We start from the raw sequence: 16390 nt of genomic DNA on the forward strand, positions 1-16390 counted from the left end.
TCAATGATTCCGGAGATCGGCCATTTCGCGTTAATCCTCGCTCTTGGCGTTTCAATTATTCAAGGTGTGTTGCCTTTGATTGGCGCCCAACAAGGTCGTCGCGAATGGCTAGTATTGGCTAGACCTGCAACCCAGATTTCTTTTGTGCTGTTGGCGATTTCATTTGCCATCTTAGCTTGGTGCTTTTATGTCAATGATTTTTCTGTCCTCTATGTGGCAGAGCACTCCAACTCACAACTGCCGACTGTTTATCGCTTAGGCGCTGTTTGGGGTGGTCATGAAGGTTCTCTATTGTTGTGGATCTTCTTATTAACAGGCTGGGCCTTTGCGGTTGCGCAACTCTCTAAAACATTGGATGAGTTCATGGTAGCCCGCGTGCTGGGCGTGTTGGGTTTAGTCGCAACAGGACTCTTGCTATTCGTGTTGGCTACTTCAAATCCTTTTGAGCGTTTATTGCCTGCAGCACAAGATGGCCGTTCTTTAAACCCACTCTTGCAAGATCCAGGTTTAGTGTTTCATCCGCCAATGCTCTATATGGGCTATGTTGGTTTCTCAGTAGCCTTTGCTTTTGCAATCGCCTCTCTGTTGTCTGGCAAGCTTGATGCCGCTTGGGCACGTTGGTCGCGTCCATGGACAACTACCGCATGGATCTTCCTAACACTCGGTATTGCGCTCGGCTCATGGTGGGCTTACTATGAATTAGGTTGGGGCGGTTGGTGGTTTTGGGATCCGGTTGAGAACGCTTCATTCATGCCGTGGTTGATTGGCACTGCTTTATTGCATTCCTTAGCGGTGACTGAGAAACGCGGTGGCTTTAAAAACTGGACAGTACTTCTAGCCATTATTGCTTTCTCAATGTCCTTGCTCGGAACCTTCTTGGTGCGTTCTGGTGTTCTGACATCAGTACATGCCTTTGCTACCGACCCACGTCGCGGCATCTTTATTTTGATTCTGCTTTCTTTGGTAGTGGGCTCATCCTTGTTCCTGTATGCCTTAAGAGCCCCAAAGAGCACATTGGGCGGTGCCTTCTCTTTGATGTCACGCGAAACATTAATGCTCTTGGGTAACGTTTTCTTGGTAGTGGCTGCAGGCTCTGTGCTCCTGGGAACCTTATATCCATTGCTGATTGATGCCTTGAATCTTGGCAAGATCTCCGTAGGCCCCCCTTACTTTAATGCGGTCTTTGTACCGATCATGGTTCCCGTTCTGTTCTTGCTGGCGATTGGTCCGTGGGCCAATTGGAAGAGCACCAATCTCAATGCATTGCTTAAGCGCTTATGGTTAGCAGCAGTCGTTGCAGTCGTTGCAGCCATCTTGATTCCACGCATGATGGGTGAATTCACGATCTTGACTGCATTAGGCTTCTTGCTTTCATTCTGGATTATTGCTTCCGGTGTATTGCAAATCATTCGGCAGTTCAAGGTTGGCAAGCCGACTCGCTCCTTTATTGGTATGCAATTAGGTCACATTGGTATTGCAGTATTTGTGATTGGCGTCACGATGGTGGGCGCATACCAAGAAGAAAAAGATGTGCGCATGGCGCCTGGCGATACAGTGTCAGTTGGTGGTTATCAGATTCGGTTAGTGGAAGTGCGTCCTGCTCAAGGGCCTAACTATCAAGCCACTCGTGGCACCTTTGAGTTAGGTCGTCATGGTAAGACCGAAGAGGTTTTATATCCTGAGAAGCGCAATTACGATTCATCGACGATGCCAATGACTGAGGCGGCTATTAACGCAGGCTTGACACGGGATATCTATATTTCTCTTGGCGAGCCTTTGGAAGGCAATGCTTGGGCTGTACGCGTTTACTACAAACCATTTGTCGATTGGATTTGGGGCGGCTGTTTATTAATGGCTTTAGGGGGCCTATTCGCAGTATTGGATAAGCGCTATCGTCTGCGCCTCAAGAAATAATTCAACATATTTACTTACGAATAGATCAGTCAATATGAAAGCAAAATTTGTTATTCCACTAATACTCTTTATTGTATTGGTGGGATTCTTGGCAGTTGGCTTAAATCGTGATCCACGTGAAGTGCCGTCACCCTTAATTAATAAGCCTGCACCTGCATTTAAGGTTTCTCAGTTAGCGGACCCAAGCAAGTCATTTTCTCCAGAAGATCTAAAGGGGCAAGTGTGGGTTTTAAATGTTTGGGCTTCTTGGTGTGTAGCTTGCCGTGAAGAGCATCCGATGTTGGTTGAGATGAGTAAGTCTCAAGTGGCGCCTTTAATTGGACTTGATTACAAAGACAAGCGTACTGATGCGATGGAAATGCTGGCAAGACAAGGTAACCCATACAACTTATCGGCATTCGATAATGATGGCCGCGTTGGTATTAACTATGGTGTATATGGTGTTCCTGAAACTTACGTGATTGATAAAGCGGGGATCATTCGCTTTAAGCAAATTGGTCCAATTACCAAAGAGGTGTTGGAGAAGTCGATGTATCCCATCATTGCTCAGTTGAAAAAGGAATAAGCAATGAATATTAAATTCATCAAACTTCAGCAATTTCTATCTTGTATCTGTTTGGCGTTATTTATTCATATTGCGCATGCAGATGAAGCTACCCCTTTAGCTTCCGATCCAGCGCTAGAGCAACGGTTGGTTTCTATCTCAGAAGAGATGCGTTGCTTAGTGTGTCAAAACGAATCTCTCTCAGGATCACGTTCAGAACTAGCGCAAGACCTTCGTCGAGAAATTCGGGATCTAATTAAGCAAGGCAAGACCGATGCAGAAATCAGGACCTTTATGGTCGATCGTTATGGCGATTTTATTTTGTACCGTCCGCCGGTCAAGCCCACTACTTGGTTGCTGTGGATTGGACCATTTGTTTTGATGTTTGCAGGCATTGTGGCGCTGTTGATGTACTTACGTCGCCGAAACACTCAAGTGGCCACTACCTCACTTTCTGATGATGAAAATAAGCGCATAGATGCTCTATTGCGAGATGACAAATGATTACTTTTTATATTGCCGCCATTGTTTTGGTTTTACTCGTTCTAGCAGCCTTGTTTCGCCCATTCTTTTGGAAGACGACTGTTCATCACGCTTCTCGCCAACAGTTAAACGCAGCCATCTATAAAGAAGAGATTGCTAAGCTTGAGAAAGAGCGTTCTGAAGGTTTGATTGATGGCGCAACTTATGAGATCTCTCATGCAGAGATGCGTCAGCGTTTATTTCAGGACACTAGCGAGGATGATGGCGTGGCGGTATTAGGTTCTCCCAAGAAAACCATCATTGCGCTGACCATTTTTATTCCAGTGATTGCTGCTGCGATGTATTTTTGGTTAGGTAGCGCTCAGCAGATCGCTGATGGTGGCGCTAAGCAACAGGTCGCTCAACAAGATGTTGAGAAGATGGTGGCTGGATTGGCGGCTAAGATGGAGCAAGATCCAAGCAATCTAAAAGGCTGGGCAATGCTAGCCCGTTCCTATAAGGTGATGGGCCGTCCAAAAGACGCTGAAAAAGCCTACGACCGTGCAGGCTCCTATTTGGATACCGACCCCCAATTGTTGGCTGATTATGCAGACGTGTCTGCCAGTAATGCCAATGGTAGTTTTGAAGGTAAACCTCAGGCAATTATTAATAGAGCTTTGAAGGCTGATCCCAATAACATGATGGCGCTTTGGTTGGCTGGTACCGCTGATTACAATCGGGGTGATTACAAAGGGGCCGTACAAGTTTGGGGTCGCTTAGCGAAGTTACTGCCTGCTGATTCTGAAGACATGAAGATGATTCAGGGCTCTATTATGGAAGCTCGCGGTAAGGCTAATTTGCCTCCGGAGCCTTTAGTAAGTCAAGCGACATCCCCTGTTGTTGCTGTGAGCGGTAAAAATATTAATGGCACTGTTGAAATCAACCCTGATCTCAAATCCAGAATCAAACCAGACTACATCGTGATGGTGATTGCTCGTGCTCCTGGCGCCCGTATGCCGGTAGCCATTATGCGAGGTAAAGCTGCTGATCTTCCTCTGCGTTTTGTCTTGAACGATGCCCTGGCAATGACTCCAGATGCCCTGATCTCCAATCTGAGCGAAGCAACGATCGAGGTGCGGATCTCTAAATCAGGCCAAGCTAAGGCTGAACCCGGGGATTTGTATTCTGAGATCCAGACGGTGAAGGTTGGCACGAATAATCTGAAGGTTGTGGTCGATCAAGTTAGACCTTAGTGAATATCTCAAACCAAGATCGGATAATGAGGTGCCTAGCTGTTGCCCTCGGTCTTGTTTTTGGCTTAATCCTTACTACTGGAGTTCTAGCTCAGAGCCCTAATAAGTTCGAAGCAAAGCTTATTGGCAGGTGGGTAGTAGATAGTCAGACCATGTGTGCTAATCCTAAATTCAAGGGCGCTGGCGTTTACTACTTCTACGATAAAGCCGGTAAGCTTGTTAATGAGCTCAGGCTACCAAGCAATAATCAGGTTCAAGTGGTTCGGCGTGGCACCTATAAATCCATCGATGTGTTTGATGAATCTAGCTTAGTCATTAAGACTGTGGCTCAGTCAGAGAACTTGCAAACCAAGGAAACGTATCTCACAATATCTTTGATTCAGTTCTCAGATGACTTCCAAGTGCAATCGATCTTGGATCAGAGTATGAACGGTGTTTTCAACATTCGAGATGGCGTTGTTTTGGCAACAAAACAGAAGCAATCCCCTTTTCATAAATGCGACTCAGAATAGGCGCAGTCAAGGCTTAATTTCACTATCTTGGTGCTACAACTAACTTGCGCTTCCAATTCTCCTGAGCATTGATTCTGAAGTACTTTTTGCTTTGTATTTCAGGCTTAAAGTAAGTCTAAAAAAATACCAAATCCTTTCTTGATATGTATCAAAAGCGTTGATAGCGACTGCCTTCATCATGCTCTGATGGTGGAATTTTTTATAAGTCAGAGTAGGTGCCTTTTGGTGCCGGGAGTAGATTAATGCAGGTCCGGGTACCAGTCAGTTTTGAGCTTCCTTTAATCAGCAGTGGCTTACATCCACTCACCATTAAGGGCAAACGCATTCTTCCAATTGTTCAGGGTGGCATGGGTGTTGGAGTATCTGCACACAGGCTAGCTGGTGCAGTAGCTGCATGTGGTGGCATGGGCACGATCTCTTCGATTGATTTGAGACGTCTTCATCCGGATTTAATGGAAAAGACAAAGTCTTTGCTGCCATCCCCCGAAAGCAAGGCGCTGATTAATGAAGCAAATATTGAGGCACTTGCTAGGGAAATTCAATCTACTAAAGAAGCAGCAATGGGTCGCGGGATGATTGCAGTCAATATCATGCGCGCTGTTAATGAATATGCACCTTATGTGCAATGTTCCCTAGAAAATGGCGTTGATGCCCTAGTCGTTGGGGCAGGTTTGCCGCTAGATTTACCTGACCTTGCAAGCGATTTTCCAGATGTCGCCTTGATTCCGATTCTTTCGGAGTCTAGAGGTATTCATCTACTCTTGCGCAAGTGGGAGAAAAAAGGGCGCTTACCTGATGCCATCATCATCGAGCATCCCCGCTTAGCTGGTGGCCACGTTGGCGCAGCAAACATTGAAGATATCCACAATCCCAAGTTCAATTTTGAAAATGTCATCCCAGAAACGCTGGCGATATTCAAAACAATGGGATTGGAGGGCAAGATTCCATTGATACCCGCGGGTGGTATTACTAGTTACGCAGATATTAAGAGATTGCAGGATCTTGGTGCATCCGGCGTGCAGTTGGGTACCGCATTTGCAGTGACTATTGAAGGTGATGCGAGTGATAGTTTTAAAAAAGTTCTAGCAGATGCAGGTCCAGAAGATATGGTGGATTTTCTGAGTGCTGCTGGCTTACCAGCTCGAGCAGTCAAAACACCTTGGCTTAAAAAATACCTTGAGGTTCTTCCTGCTTTAAAGTCTGTAGCCAGGAAAAAACCACGCTGTACGATGATTTTTGATTGTCTGCATGATTGTGGCCTGCGTGATGGCAATGATCAGTGGGGTCAGTTCTGTATAGACAAAGTACTGGGGAGCGCTTTAGCTGGTAATGTACAGAAAGGCCTCTTTTTCCGCGGTGCAGGAACGCTACCATTTGGTAATCAAATTAAATCCGTTTCCGAATTAATCAACAAACTTTTAGAAAAATCTTTGGAGCCCGTAGCTTATGTCAATCCAGCCAATTAGCACTGATGTACTTATTGAAAAATACGCCAAAGATGGCGAGTATGAACCTGACCAAATTTTTCAACGTGTTGCTAAAGGCTTGTCAGTAGTAGAAGACATTGCTATTCGTGCCGATGTTGAGAAACTCTTTTTAGAGAACCTGCGTAATGGCGCAATTGGTGCGGGCCGCATCATGAGTGCAGCCGGCACGGATATTCAGGCGACGCTCATCAATTGTTTTGTACAGCCGGTAGGGGATTGCATTCAAGGTTTTGATGCTGAAGGCTTCCCAGGAATCTATGAGGCCCTCAAGCAAGCTGCAGAGACAATGCGTCGTGGTGGCGGTGTGGGATATGACTTCTCACGCATTCGCCCAAAGGGCGCTGAGGTTAAAGGGACGGCTTCTATAGCCTCTGGCCCTTGTAGCTACATCAACGTCTTTGATATGTCTTGTTCGACAGTGGAGAGTGCTGGGGCAAGGCGTGGGGCACAAATGGGTGTTCTGCGAATTGATCATCCCGATATTTTTGAGTTCATTACCGCCAAGAGAACAACCGGTCGTTGGAATAACTTTAATGTTTCAGTGGGCGTGTCTAGTGCATTTATGAAGGCGGTAGAAGGCAATCAATCATGGGAATTAATTCATAAGGCAAAGCCAGCTAAAAATGTCATCGCTGGAGGTGCATATCAAAGAGCTGATGGACTATGGGTCTATCGCAAGGTAGACGCAAAAGAAATCTGGGAAGCCGTCATGAAGTCTGCCTATGATTTTGCAGAGCCCGGCATTTTATTTTTAGATAACATTAATCGTGATAACAACTTAAATTATTGCGAAAGCATTTCAGCGACCAACCCATGTGTTACAGCCGATACGCGATTGGCCACTCAATTTGGATTGATGCGTATAGGAGAATTATTTACCTCAGGTCAAGATCTAGAGGTGACTGTAGATAATCGCGCTTTAGGTTTAGAAGTCGGTGGTACGCAGGTAAGGAAAGCTACGCCTGCTTTTTTAACATCCCACAATGCAGAAGTATTTGAAGTCATTACATCTGCAGGCTACATTATCAAAGCGACTGCTTGGCATGATTTTTATTGCTCCAGGGGAAAGGTGAAGTTGTCTGATCTTGTTGTGGGTGATGCTCTATACATTCAATCTGGTAAAGGTCAGTTTGGTAAATCTGGTAACAATGACTTAGGGTTATTGATGGGCTTGATTACTGGTGACGGACACTTTACTAATCGTGGGAAGGGTGTGCAAGCTGCTGTAGTTAGTTTATGGGGCGAGGATCAAGCGCTTGCAACACAGCTTTGCGAAATCATTCAAACGCTTGTTGGTGGTCAATCAAATAATAAAAGAGAGTATCAACTGCGCCCAGTAGCCGTTCCTGAGCGGGATATGGTATTTATACGCTCGACCATATTAGCCAGAATTTTGAATATTTATGGTTTTAATGGTGAAACTAAATTAAGCGTTCCTGAGGTGATATGGAAGGGTACTGAGGAGTGTGTCAAAGCTTACTTGCGAGGTTTATTTCAGGCTGATGGAACGGTTAATGTCAGCTCCAACTCTAATAGTTGTTCAATTCGCCTAAATTCTTCTTGTGAACCATTGCTCAGTGAAATACAAATTCTTCTATCAAATTTTGGAATCTATAGCGCCATTCATTTAAGAAGAGAGTCTGCCATTAGGGAATTACCAGACGGCAAAGGAGGAAATAGGGGGTATTTGTGTCAGGATAATTTTGAGTTAGTGATTGATGGTGAATCACGAGAGCGCTTTATGCTTGAAATTGGTTTTGTGCTTCCCAAAAAAACAGAAAAATATAATGAATGGGCGAAAGATAAGGCATTGGTTAAGACGCAATCCTTTCAGTCAGAGATTATTTCAATTGAATCTGTTGGCTTTGAACCGGTATTTGATGTTACTCAAGATGACAACAACACAGTTATTTTTAATGGTTTAGTCACTGGGCAATGTGGTGAACAACCATTACCACCATATGGTTGTTGTGATTTAGGTCCGGTCATCCTCCCGCGTTTTGTCAAAAACCCCTTTGGTTTTGCTGGCGAACCAAGCTTTGATTTTGAGGCATTCATCTCGGTTGTAAAGATTCAGGTACGGATGCTGGATAACGTTTTAGATGCTACTTACTGGCCCTTGCCTGAGCAGGCTGAAGAGGCCAGGATTAAACGTCGTATTGGTGTGGGCTTTACTGGTCTTGGTGATGCACTAGTCATGCTGAAGTTGCCATACAACGAAGAAGGTGCGCGCATTGTGGCTGCCAAGATTGCTCGCGTCATGCGCGATGCTGCATATGAGGCATCAGTAGAATTGGCAAAAGAGAAGGGTGCGTTCCCCAATTTGGATGTTGAAAAATATCTTGGTAGTGATAGTTTTGTGAGTCGACTAGATGACAAACTAAAAAATGATATTCGTCAGTTTGGTATTCGCAATAGCCACTTGCTCTCGATTGCACCAACGGGAACTGTGAGTTTGGCATTTGCTGATAATGCTTCTAATGGTATTGAGCCAGCATTTTCATGGGTGTATCGTCGCAAGAAGCGTGAAGCAGATGGTAGTACTAGTGAGTACGCAGTTGAAGATCATGCATGGCGCATGTATCGAGATTTGGGTGGTGATGTTGAAAATCTACCCAAGTATTTCATTTCCGCTTTGGAGATGTCCGCTACTGACCATATTGCAATGATGGAGGCCGTGCAACCTTTTGTTGATACCGCCATCTCGAAAACCGTCAACGTGCCAGCAAATTATCCTTACGATGACTTTAAGAGCCTGTATACCCAAGCGTGGCGTGCGAACCTGAAGGGCTTAGCTACTTATCGCCCGAATAGTATTTTGGGATCGGTCTTGGATCTTGGTCCTGATAAGGAAGAGCCTTCGTTATCCAATGATGATGTTGCCGACCCGATGAGAATCGTGGTGGAAAGTCGCCCTAAAGGAATCTTGCCTGCGGTCGCTGAAAAAATTGAATATTGGACACAAGAGGGGCATAAGACCTTATATCTCGTGGTGTCATTTATTGCGATTCCTCTGAAGGGTGAAGCTGGTGGCTCAATTGAGCGTGCGATCGAGTTCTTTATGCCGGTTGGCCAAAATGGTGAATCGCAACAATGGATTACGTCAAGTATGCGTTTGCTTTCATTAGCGGCGCGTGGAGGATTTTTAGAGCGCGCTTTAAGTGATATGCGCAAAGTTGCTTGGGATCGAGGTGCAGTAAGACTGGGCACTTTCGAGAAAATTGATGGTACGCGCATGCCTTTATGGCATGACTCTGAAGTGGCTGCGATTGGTTACGCCATTCAAAATATTATTGAGCGCCGTAATGGTGGCGCTACGAATGATCTTTCAGAGGCGCCTATTCGTGGAGCATCTACTCCGCCAGTGATGGTCGGGAAGAAGTGTGCTGAATGCGGTGCACACGCTGTGATCCGCAAGGATGGCTGCGACTACTGCACCCAATGCGGACACTTAGGCAGTTGTGGGTAATTAGCCCCTACCTACAAAAGGCATGTTCGTGGCCATGATAGTCATGGATAGGATATTGCTTTCAAGAGGCAGTTGAGCCATATGGAGGACTGCCTCGCCGACATGATCTACATCCATGCGGGGTTCAACTTTAATTGAGAGGTCAGCCTGAATGATGCCGTTAGCCATACGCTCGGTCATCTCAGTCGCTGCATTGCCAATGTCGATTTGACCGCAAGCAATATTGAAGGCGCGCCCATCTAAGGCGATCGTTTTGGTCAATCCACTGATGGCATGTTTTGTAGCAGTGTAGGGCGCTGACATCGGGCGGGGTGCATGTGCAGAGATAGAGCCATTATTAATAATTCTGCCGCCTTGTGGAGATTGTGCTTTCATCATCCGAATGGCTTGTTGTGAACAAAGGAAGGCGCCACACAAATTGGCGTTGACGACATTCATCCACTGCTCGTAACTTAATTCTTCCATTGGAATAGCTGGGGCACCCATTCCGGCATTGTTAAAAAGTACATCAATCCGACCATAGTGTTTCTGAATTTCTGAGAACAGGGATTTAACTTGCTCTGGCTTTCCAACGTCGCATGCAACTGCGAGACAATCTGTTGCATCACCGCCAATATTAACAATGGCTTTTTGTAGCTTTTCTAGGTTGCGGCCAGTGAGAACTACCTTATAGCCGCCTTTGAGAAGTGCTTTGGCAGCAGCCCTGCCGATTCCAGCTCCAGCGCCCGTTACTAGGGCAATCTTATTTTGTACTTGGCTCATTACTGTCTCGACTATTGTTTTAAAAATGACATCTTATCGCGGATTATTTGGCTAGAGTTGATTCTTTTGTGTATTTTTGGCATGGGGGCATAATGCAAAAAAGATCAGAGATTTTATACGAGAGATTTCTATGAATTTCCTACGCAAACAACTCTACAACCCTATAGCTATTGGTGTAGCGATCATTTTATTGATTGCCGCCCTATTTGGGGTGTTGTGGGTCCTGGTACCGCCACCACCAAAGACCATTGAGATGGCCACAGGTTTTCCTACGGGCCTGTATTACCACTTCGGCGAACGTTTAAAAAGCGCCCTTGCTAAAGAGGGTGTGACACTTGATCTGAAGACTACTGGTGGGACGATTGATAACCTGGCCTTATTGGATGATCCAAGCTCTGGGGTTGATTTTGCAATGGTCCAGGGTGGAGTCGCTGATGTTGCCAAGTACCCGAATTTGGTGTCCATCGCCGGAATGTTTTATGAGCCAATATGGATTTGGTATCGTGAGCCGGCCTTTAAATCTGATGGTGGACGATTGAGTGTCTTGAGTCAATTAAAAGGCAAGCGTGTTTCGATTGGTAATGTTGGTAGTGGCACATTGGCCTTAAGCAATGCGTTGCTCCAGGTTAGCGGCATTAGTGATGAGGAATTACATGTCGAAAAACTCAAGCCTGATGAAGCCTTGGCCAAGTTAAAAAATGGTGAGCTGGACGCGGTATTTATCGTTGCTGCAGCTGAAGCACCTATCTTGGAAAAGTTTTATACCATTCCAGGGGTCCGCTTAATGAGTTTTGAGCAGGCCGATGCCTATACGCGAAACTTACTGTATCTATCCAAGGTAAACATACCGAGAGGGGTAGTGAGCATTGCCAATGATTTGCCAAGGCAAGATATCGTGGTACTTGCACCAACTGCAACCCTAGTAGGACACGCGGATATTAGCCCAGCTCTCGTGACTTTGTTGTTGGGGGATACATACGATATTCTGAAATCGTATTCTCGATTACAAAAGCCTGGTGAGTTTCCATCGGGGGTAGGATTAGATTTTCCGCTTCATGCTGATGCTGATATTTATTTAAAAGATGGGCCATCATTCTTGCATCGCTATTTACCATTCTGGACTGCGGTATGGGTCGGTCGATTTGTGAAGATTGTGATCCCGCTGCTGGTGATTTTGATTCCTTTGTTTACCTACATTCCGGCAGCTAAGAATTTAATTTTGCGGCTGAAGCTTTCTCAGGTTTACGAGGAGCTAAAGATTTTAGAAAAGAATGCCTCTAATCTCGATTTGCGTGAGAAGAATTTTAAAGATTTGGCAGCAATCGAAAAACGTGTAGCCCATATGAAGGTGGCAAGGCTAGATGCTAAGGAGTTGTATGACCTAAAAGCACACGTTGGTGACACTCGCCAGAGGTTGAATTTAATGGAGTAGTGATCTGCTTGGTCACAATAATAGGAGACAACATGCTTAAAGAAACGCTAGTAAAAATAAGCGTAGCAGTGATCATCAGTGCTTTAGCGACGGGCGTTTTTGCGCAGACTTATCCCAATAAGCCCATCAATCTTGTAGTGCCACAAGCGGCTGGCGGTACGAATGATATTGTTGCGCGATTAATCGCGCCTGGTCTGGGTGAGGCGCTAGGCGCCTCTATTGTGGTTGAGAATAGACCTGGTGCCGGTGGCAATATTGGCACCCAAAGCGTAGCGCGTGCAGCCAAGGATGGATACACACTCCTTCTGACTATCAATAGCGCACAAGCGATTAATCCAGCTTTGTACAAAAATCCCGGCTTTGATCCAATTAATGATTTTGTACCTCTGTATTACATTGGCGCCACACCTTACGTATTAGTGGCACCACCAGGATCCCCGTTGAAAACCTTAGCGGATGTTGTTGCAGCAGCAAAGAAAAAACCCGGTGAGCTATCTTATGCGTCAGCCGGCAATGGCACGATTAGTCACTTGTTGGGTGCAATGATCAATACCAGCGCCGGTATTGAGATGCAGCACATCCCCTACAAAGGTGTAGCCCCAGCAATTAATGATGTCTTGGGTGGCCAGGTGCCCCTGGCTTTTGCAAGTCTGCCTTCAGCCCTGAATTACATCAAGGCTGGAAAACTACAGGCAATCGCTATTAGCTCTGCTAAGCGCTCTAGTGCGGCGCCAGATATTCCGACGATTGCCGAAACCTACCCTGATTGCGTGGGTGAGGTGTGGGTGGCCATTTTTGCTCCCGCAGGAACCAATGCGTTTGCCGTCAAGAAAATTCAATCTGCCATGAAGACCACCCTGGCTATGCCAGAAGTGAGAGAGAGGCTGATGGCCCAAGGTTTAGATTTGACACCGGTCCCCCCTGAAAAGTTAGGCGCACTACTAAAGGACGAGTTGGCGAAGTGGGTAAGAATTGTAAAAGCCTCGGGTGCTCAGTTAGATTGACCTAAAATCAAAAGATGACTATTTCAACCTTATCTCCGCCACTAACTCCCGCTAAGGAGTTAGTTCAATCTCTGCGCACTAACGGCTATGTAGTAGTTTCTGCCGAAACGGTTGCAGAGATCACTAAGACCTCGTTATCAGATCTTTTGGCCTTGAATGTTTTTTGGAATGATTTGCCACGCGATCCCTATTTGAAAGATGGAGGTCGCTATCGTTATCGCCGTCATGCTAGTTATGAAATTAAAGGCGATGCTCTTGTAGCAGTACCTCACCGCGCCCATTGGCAGTCAGTAGATTACAACGCCTTACATGGTGGTATTGAGCGCTGGTTCGAGCCAATGCAAGCGCCGTTAACTAGTAGCCCTGCTTGGAAATCATTATTACTTGGCATGGCGCATGTATTAAGTAGCCTCAAGCCAGTCAATACTTGGTTTGTCGAAGCGCATGAATTCAGAATTGATACCACCGATGGAATTGGTCGCCCAACACCTGAGGGTGCTCATCGTGACGGCCATGATTTTGTAGCAGTTTTTATATTAGATCGCGTTGGTATTAAGGGTGGTGAAACACGTGTCTTTGAAGCCAATGGTTCAGCTGGCTTGCGTTTTACGCTCAGCCAGCCTTGGTCTTTGTTGCTCATGAATGATGAGCGCATGATTCATGAATCCACTCCTATACAGCCGGTTGGAGCGCATGGCCATCGAGATACCTTAGTGCTGACTTATCGCTCAAATGGTTTCCAGGACTCCCCAAATGGTGGGCAGCAGTAAGTCTGACTTACTGCACTTCATCCGGATATGAGCACTCTTTATCGGGTTGGTTGTGCCGCTGGATTTTCTGGTGATCGCCTCGGTGTTGCTCGAACCATCGTAGATGAATTCTTAAGATTGGGCGAGCCCGCTTGTTTGATCTTTGAGAGTTTGGCTGAAAGAACTTTAGCGCTTGCTCAGCTGGATCGTCGACAAAATCCTGCGCTTGGCTTCGAGCCTTTGTTAGCAGAAATGCTGGAACCCATCCTAGCCGATTGTTTGTTAAATAATATTCCAATTGTCGGCAACTTTGGCGCTGCCAATCCTGAGGGCGCTGCATCCCTCATTGCGAAGCTGGCTAAAGCTCAAGGTTTCCCATCCATCAAGATAGCGATTGTGAGGGGCGATGAGATTTCTGCCTCAGTTTTTATGGCTTGTCTCGATCAGCAGAGCCAAGAAGCTTTATCTAATAGTAGCCTCGTCAGTGCGAATGTGTATTTAGGTGCCCGCGAAATTGCGGATGCATTGAATGATGGAGCGCAAGTAGTGGTCACTGGGCGGGTTGCTGATCCCGCGCTCACAGTTGGGCCCTTGATGGCCCATTTCAAAAAATCTTGGAGTGATTGGAATTTTTTAGCTCAGGCAACGATGGCTGGGCACCTGCTTGAATGTGGTGCTCAAGTTACGGGCGGTTACTTTGCAGATCCCGGGGTAAAAGATGTTCCAGGCTTAGCTAGTGTGGGATTTCCAATCATTGAATTTGATGAGTTTGGAAACTGCTACGTTACCAAGGCTCCCAATACTGGTGGCGTGGTGAGTCTCATGACCGTAACTGAGCAACTTCTCTATGAGGTCCATGACCCGGCTCGCTATCTCACGCCGGATGTGATTGCGGATATCAGCCAAGCCCAATTAGAGCTTACCGGAGAGAATAAGGTTTTACTCAACAAGGTATTGGGTCATGAAAAGCCCGCTACCTTGAAGGCAAATATTTGTATTGATGGTGGTTGGTTGGCTGAAGCGGAAATTTCTTATGCTGGCCATCATGCTTATGAGCGTGCCCAATTGGCGGCCCAGATTATTCGCGAGAGATTGTCGGATATATTGGATTTAAGGATTGACTATATCGGGTCTGCAAGCGTATTTCCAAGTGAAGATGGCAGTGGACCATCTTTCAGGGCGCAAGGCGGGTTTGAAGATATTCGACTACGTGTTGCTGCGGCTCATATGAATAAAGTGATTGCTAATCAGCTTTGTCGAGAGTTAACGGCGCTCTATACCTGCGGACCAGCGGGAGGCGGTGGCGTGCGCACTAGTCTGCGGCCTCGTTTAAATACTTTGGTGGCTTATGTGCCTCGTGATCTAGTGAAATCCTCTTATGAATTCTTTGCGGGTGAACAATGAATTTAACTAAGACAAGAGTCCCCTTGTATGAATTGGCTCATGCGAGAACTGGCGACAAAGGGAATCGCTCAAACATTAGTGTGATTGCTTATCGGCCTGAAGATTTTGCCATCTTACTCAGAGAAGTGACAGCTGAAAAGGTGCGTGAACACTTTTCGTTTCGAAAGCCTACAGCCGTGCAGCGATATGAATTGCCAAATTTATGCGCACTGAATTTTGTGATGGATGATGTGTTGGAGGGCGGAGTCAATCTATCTCTCAATCTCGATACCCACGGCAAAAGCCTTTCTTATTGGCTCTTAGCGATGGAGATCGATCCGAGTTGAATGGATTACTCAGCCTCCATACCGGCATCTTTAATTGCCTTAGCCCACTTCACAGTTTCAAGTTTGATTTTCTTGTCCAGCATTTCAGGGCTGCCAGGTTGAGATTCAAATCCCAATGAAGCAAAGCGATCGACTAGATCTTTTGATTTAGCTGCCTCGTTAATAGCTTTGTTGAGTTTTGCTACAACATCCTTAGGCATGCCGGCCGGACCGAAAGCTGCAAAAAATGCAATCAACTCATAGTTTTTAATTCCCAATGATTCATTGACTGTTGGCAACTCAGGGATAGCAGGCGAGCGTTTGAGAGAAGTCACTGCAAGACCGCGCACCTTACCAGCTTGGACTTGTGGGAGCATTACTGCAAAGTCTGCAGTAAACATATTGACCTGACCGCCAATCAAATCTGTCATCGCATTAGGCCCGCTCTTATAAGAGATTCCAGTCATCTTGATACCAGTAACGCTGGCCAAAATTTCTGAGGAAACGCGTTGGGAGGTGCTGGCATAAGCAAAAGTCATTTTCCCTGGATCAGTTTTTGCTAAAGCAACAAAGCCACCAAGTGTTTTAGCTGGCACATCATTATTAACGGCCACGATCAGGGGTACAGACCCAAAATAACCAATGGGCGTAAATGCAGTGTCTTGGTTATAAGGTAAATTTTTGACAAGACTTTTCAGTGCCGCATTCGTACTGTTAGTGCCAAAGAGGAGAGTGTAGCCATCTGCAGGCGCTTTAGCGACAACATCTGCGCCAATCATCCCGTTTGCACCAGGCCTGTTTTCAATCACCACTGGCTGACCTAAGGTCTCAGCCATTTTGACTGCGAAGGCTCGACCAATTTGATCGGTGGCGCTCCCTGCTGCAAAAGGCACAATCGCTTTAATGGGTTTATTGGGGTAGCCATCTGCTAAAACGATGTTGCTTGTCAGTAGCAGCAAGAAGGCTGCGCAGCATTGAATAAAACGATTATGGGTGTATTGGGTATTCATGGGGTCTCCATCTTATTTTGCCTAGTGTAGCGGTTCTTGACCCTGTTGGGGCGAGTAGAATGAACAGTCTTTTAGTGAGCCCC

At 46.1% G+C, this 16390-nt stretch carries 14 protein-coding genes; 12 read left to right on the plus strand and 2 right to left on the minus strand.

Going from position 1 to position 16390, the window contains the following annotated elements:
• Positions 1-3 precede the first annotated feature (3 nt).
• The 7 genes from ICN49_RS08575 to ICN49_RS08605 all read left to right on the plus strand — a co-directional run bounded on the left by ICN49_RS08575 (position 4) and on the right by ICN49_RS08605 (position 9641).
• Positions 4-1914 (plus strand): heme lyase CcmF/NrfE family subunit, encoded by a 1911-nt coding sequence (locus ICN49_RS08575; RefSeq protein ID WP_216167583.1) that lies wholly within the window; start codon positions 4-6, stop codon positions 1912-1914.
• 34 nt (positions 1915-1948) lie between these two features.
• Entirely contained in the window at positions 1949-2479 is a 531-nt protein-coding gene (locus ICN49_RS08580) for a DsbE family thiol:disulfide interchange protein (RefSeq protein ID WP_216167533.1), read from the plus strand.
• 3 nt (positions 2480-2482) lie between these two features.
• On the plus strand, positions 2483-2962 hold the full coding sequence (locus ICN49_RS08585) for a cytochrome c-type biogenesis protein (RefSeq protein ID WP_216167534.1): 480 nt from the start codon (positions 2483-2485) through the stop codon (positions 2960-2962).
• Entirely contained in the window at positions 2959-4173 is a 1215-nt protein-coding gene (gene ccmI / locus ICN49_RS08590; RefSeq protein ID WP_216167535.1) for a c-type cytochrome biogenesis protein CcmI, read from the plus strand. The genes ICN49_RS08585 and ccmI overlap by 4 nt, the downstream gene beginning before the upstream one ends.
• Before the next feature lie 26 nt (positions 4174-4199).
• The gene (locus ICN49_RS08595) at positions 4200-4685 is read left to right on the plus strand and encodes a hypothetical protein (protein WP_216167536.1); all 486 of its coding nucleotides are present in this window, start codon (positions 4200-4202) and stop codon (positions 4683-4685) included.
• Between the two features lie 242 nt (positions 4686-4927).
• A complete protein-coding gene (locus ICN49_RS08600) occupies positions 4928-6151 on the plus strand; it encodes an NAD(P)H-dependent flavin oxidoreductase (protein ID WP_216167537.1) in 1224 nt (407 codons plus the stop codon).
• Positions 6132-9641 carry a ribonucleotide reductase barrel domain-containing protein gene (locus ICN49_RS08605; RefSeq protein ID WP_216167538.1) on the plus strand — a complete coding sequence of 1170 codons (3510 nt, stop codon included), beginning with the start codon at positions 6132-6134 and terminating at the stop codon, positions 9639-9641. Before ICN49_RS08600 ends, ICN49_RS08605 begins: the two co-directional genes overlap by 20 nt.
• Here ICN49_RS08605 and ICN49_RS08610 read toward each other — a convergent pair whose 3' ends face one another.
• Positions 9642-10403, minus strand: a complete 762-nt coding sequence (locus ICN49_RS08610; protein ID WP_216167539.1) for an SDR family oxidoreductase — start codon at positions 10401-10403, stop codon at positions 9642-9644. It lies immediately after the preceding gene.
• A 130-nt stretch (positions 10404-10533) separates the two neighbouring features.
• Here ICN49_RS08610 and ICN49_RS08615 point away from each other — a divergent pair, with 130 nt between their 5' ends.
• From ICN49_RS08615 to ICN49_RS08635, 5 genes are read left to right on the plus strand one after another with little or no spacing between them, the layout of a single operon-like run.
• Entirely contained in the window at positions 10534-11835 is a 1302-nt protein-coding gene (locus tag ICN49_RS08615) for a TAXI family TRAP transporter solute-binding subunit (protein WP_216167540.1), read from the plus strand.
• Between the two features lie 32 nt (positions 11836-11867).
• Positions 11868-12839, plus strand: coding sequence for a Bug family tripartite tricarboxylate transporter substrate binding protein (locus tag ICN49_RS08620; protein WP_216167542.1), 972 nt, complete (start codon positions 11868-11870; stop codon positions 12837-12839).
• Between the two features lie 14 nt (positions 12840-12853).
• Entirely contained in the window at positions 12854-13609 is a 756-nt protein-coding gene (locus ICN49_RS08625; RefSeq protein WP_216167544.1) for a 2OG-Fe dioxygenase family protein, read from the plus strand.
• A 27-nt stretch (positions 13610-13636) separates the two neighbouring features.
• A complete protein-coding gene (locus tag ICN49_RS08630; RefSeq protein WP_216167545.1) occupies positions 13637-14992 on the plus strand; it encodes an acyclic terpene utilization AtuA family protein in 1356 nt (451 codons plus the stop codon).
• Positions 14989-15318 carry an AtuA-related protein gene (locus tag ICN49_RS08635; RefSeq protein WP_216167547.1) on the plus strand — a complete coding sequence of 110 codons (330 nt, stop codon included), beginning with the start codon at positions 14989-14991 and terminating at the stop codon, positions 15316-15318. Before ICN49_RS08630 ends, ICN49_RS08635 begins: the two co-directional genes overlap by 4 nt.
• Positions 15319-15323: 5 nt before the next feature.
• Here ICN49_RS08635 and ICN49_RS08640 read toward each other — a convergent pair whose 3' ends face one another.
• Positions 15324-16307 (minus strand): Bug family tripartite tricarboxylate transporter substrate binding protein, encoded by a 984-nt coding sequence (locus ICN49_RS08640; protein ID WP_216167549.1) that lies wholly within the window; start codon positions 16305-16307, stop codon positions 15324-15326.
• Positions 16308-16390: the final 83 nt, after the last annotated feature.

Source organism: Polynucleobacter finlandensis (assembly GCF_018881755.1).
GTDB classification, from domain to species: Bacteria; Pseudomonadota; Gammaproteobacteria; order Burkholderiales; family Burkholderiaceae; genus Polynucleobacter; species Polynucleobacter finlandensis.

Excerpts from the sequence above, each read along its gene's own strand:
- ICN49_RS08600 (WP_216167537.1), top strand. The coding sequence starts at position 4,928 with ATGCAGGTCCGGGTACCAGTCAGTTTTGAGCTTCCTTTAATCAGCAGT.
- ICN49_RS08575 (WP_216167583.1), top strand. The coding sequence starts at position 4 with ATGATTCCGGAGATCGGCCATTTCGCGTTAATCCTCGCTCTTGGCGTT.
- ICN49_RS08635 (WP_216167547.1), top strand. The coding sequence starts at position 14,989 with ATGAATTTAACTAAGACAAGAGTCCCCTTGTATGAATTGGCTCATGCG.
- ICN49_RS08615 (WP_216167540.1), top strand. The coding sequence starts at position 10,534 with ATGAATTTCCTACGCAAACAACTCTACAACCCTATAGCTATTGGTGTA.
- ICN49_RS08580 (WP_216167533.1), top strand. The coding sequence starts at position 1,949 with ATGAAAGCAAAATTTGTTATTCCACTAATACTCTTTATTGTATTGGTG.
- ICN49_RS08585 (WP_216167534.1), top strand. The coding sequence starts at position 2,483 with ATGAATATTAAATTCATCAAACTTCAGCAATTTCTATCTTGTATCTGT.
- ICN49_RS08625 (WP_216167544.1), top strand. The coding sequence starts at position 12,854 with ATGACTATTTCAACCTTATCTCCGCCACTAACTCCCGCTAAGGAGTTA.
- ICN49_RS08640 (WP_216167549.1), bottom strand. The coding sequence starts at position 16,307 with ATGAATACCCAATACACCCATAATCGTTTTATTCAATGCTGCGCAGCC.
- ICN49_RS08630 (WP_216167545.1), top strand. The coding sequence starts at position 13,637 with ATGAGCACTCTTTATCGGGTTGGTTGTGCCGCTGGATTTTCTGGTGAT.
- ICN49_RS08620 (WP_216167542.1), top strand. The coding sequence starts at position 11,868 with ATGCTTAAAGAAACGCTAGTAAAAATAAGCGTAGCAGTGATCATCAGT.
- ICN49_RS08610 (WP_216167539.1), bottom strand. The coding sequence starts at position 10,403 with ATGAGCCAAGTACAAAATAAGATTGCCCTAGTAACGGGCGCTGGAGCT.
- ICN49_RS08595 (WP_216167536.1), top strand. The coding sequence starts at position 4,200 with ATGAGGTGCCTAGCTGTTGCCCTCGGTCTTGTTTTTGGCTTAATCCTT.
- ccmI (WP_216167535.1), top strand. The coding sequence starts at position 2,959 with ATGATTACTTTTTATATTGCCGCCATTGTTTTGGTTTTACTCGTTCTA.
- ICN49_RS08605 (WP_216167538.1), top strand. The coding sequence starts at position 6,132 with ATGTCAATCCAGCCAATTAGCACTGATGTACTTATTGAAAAATACGCC.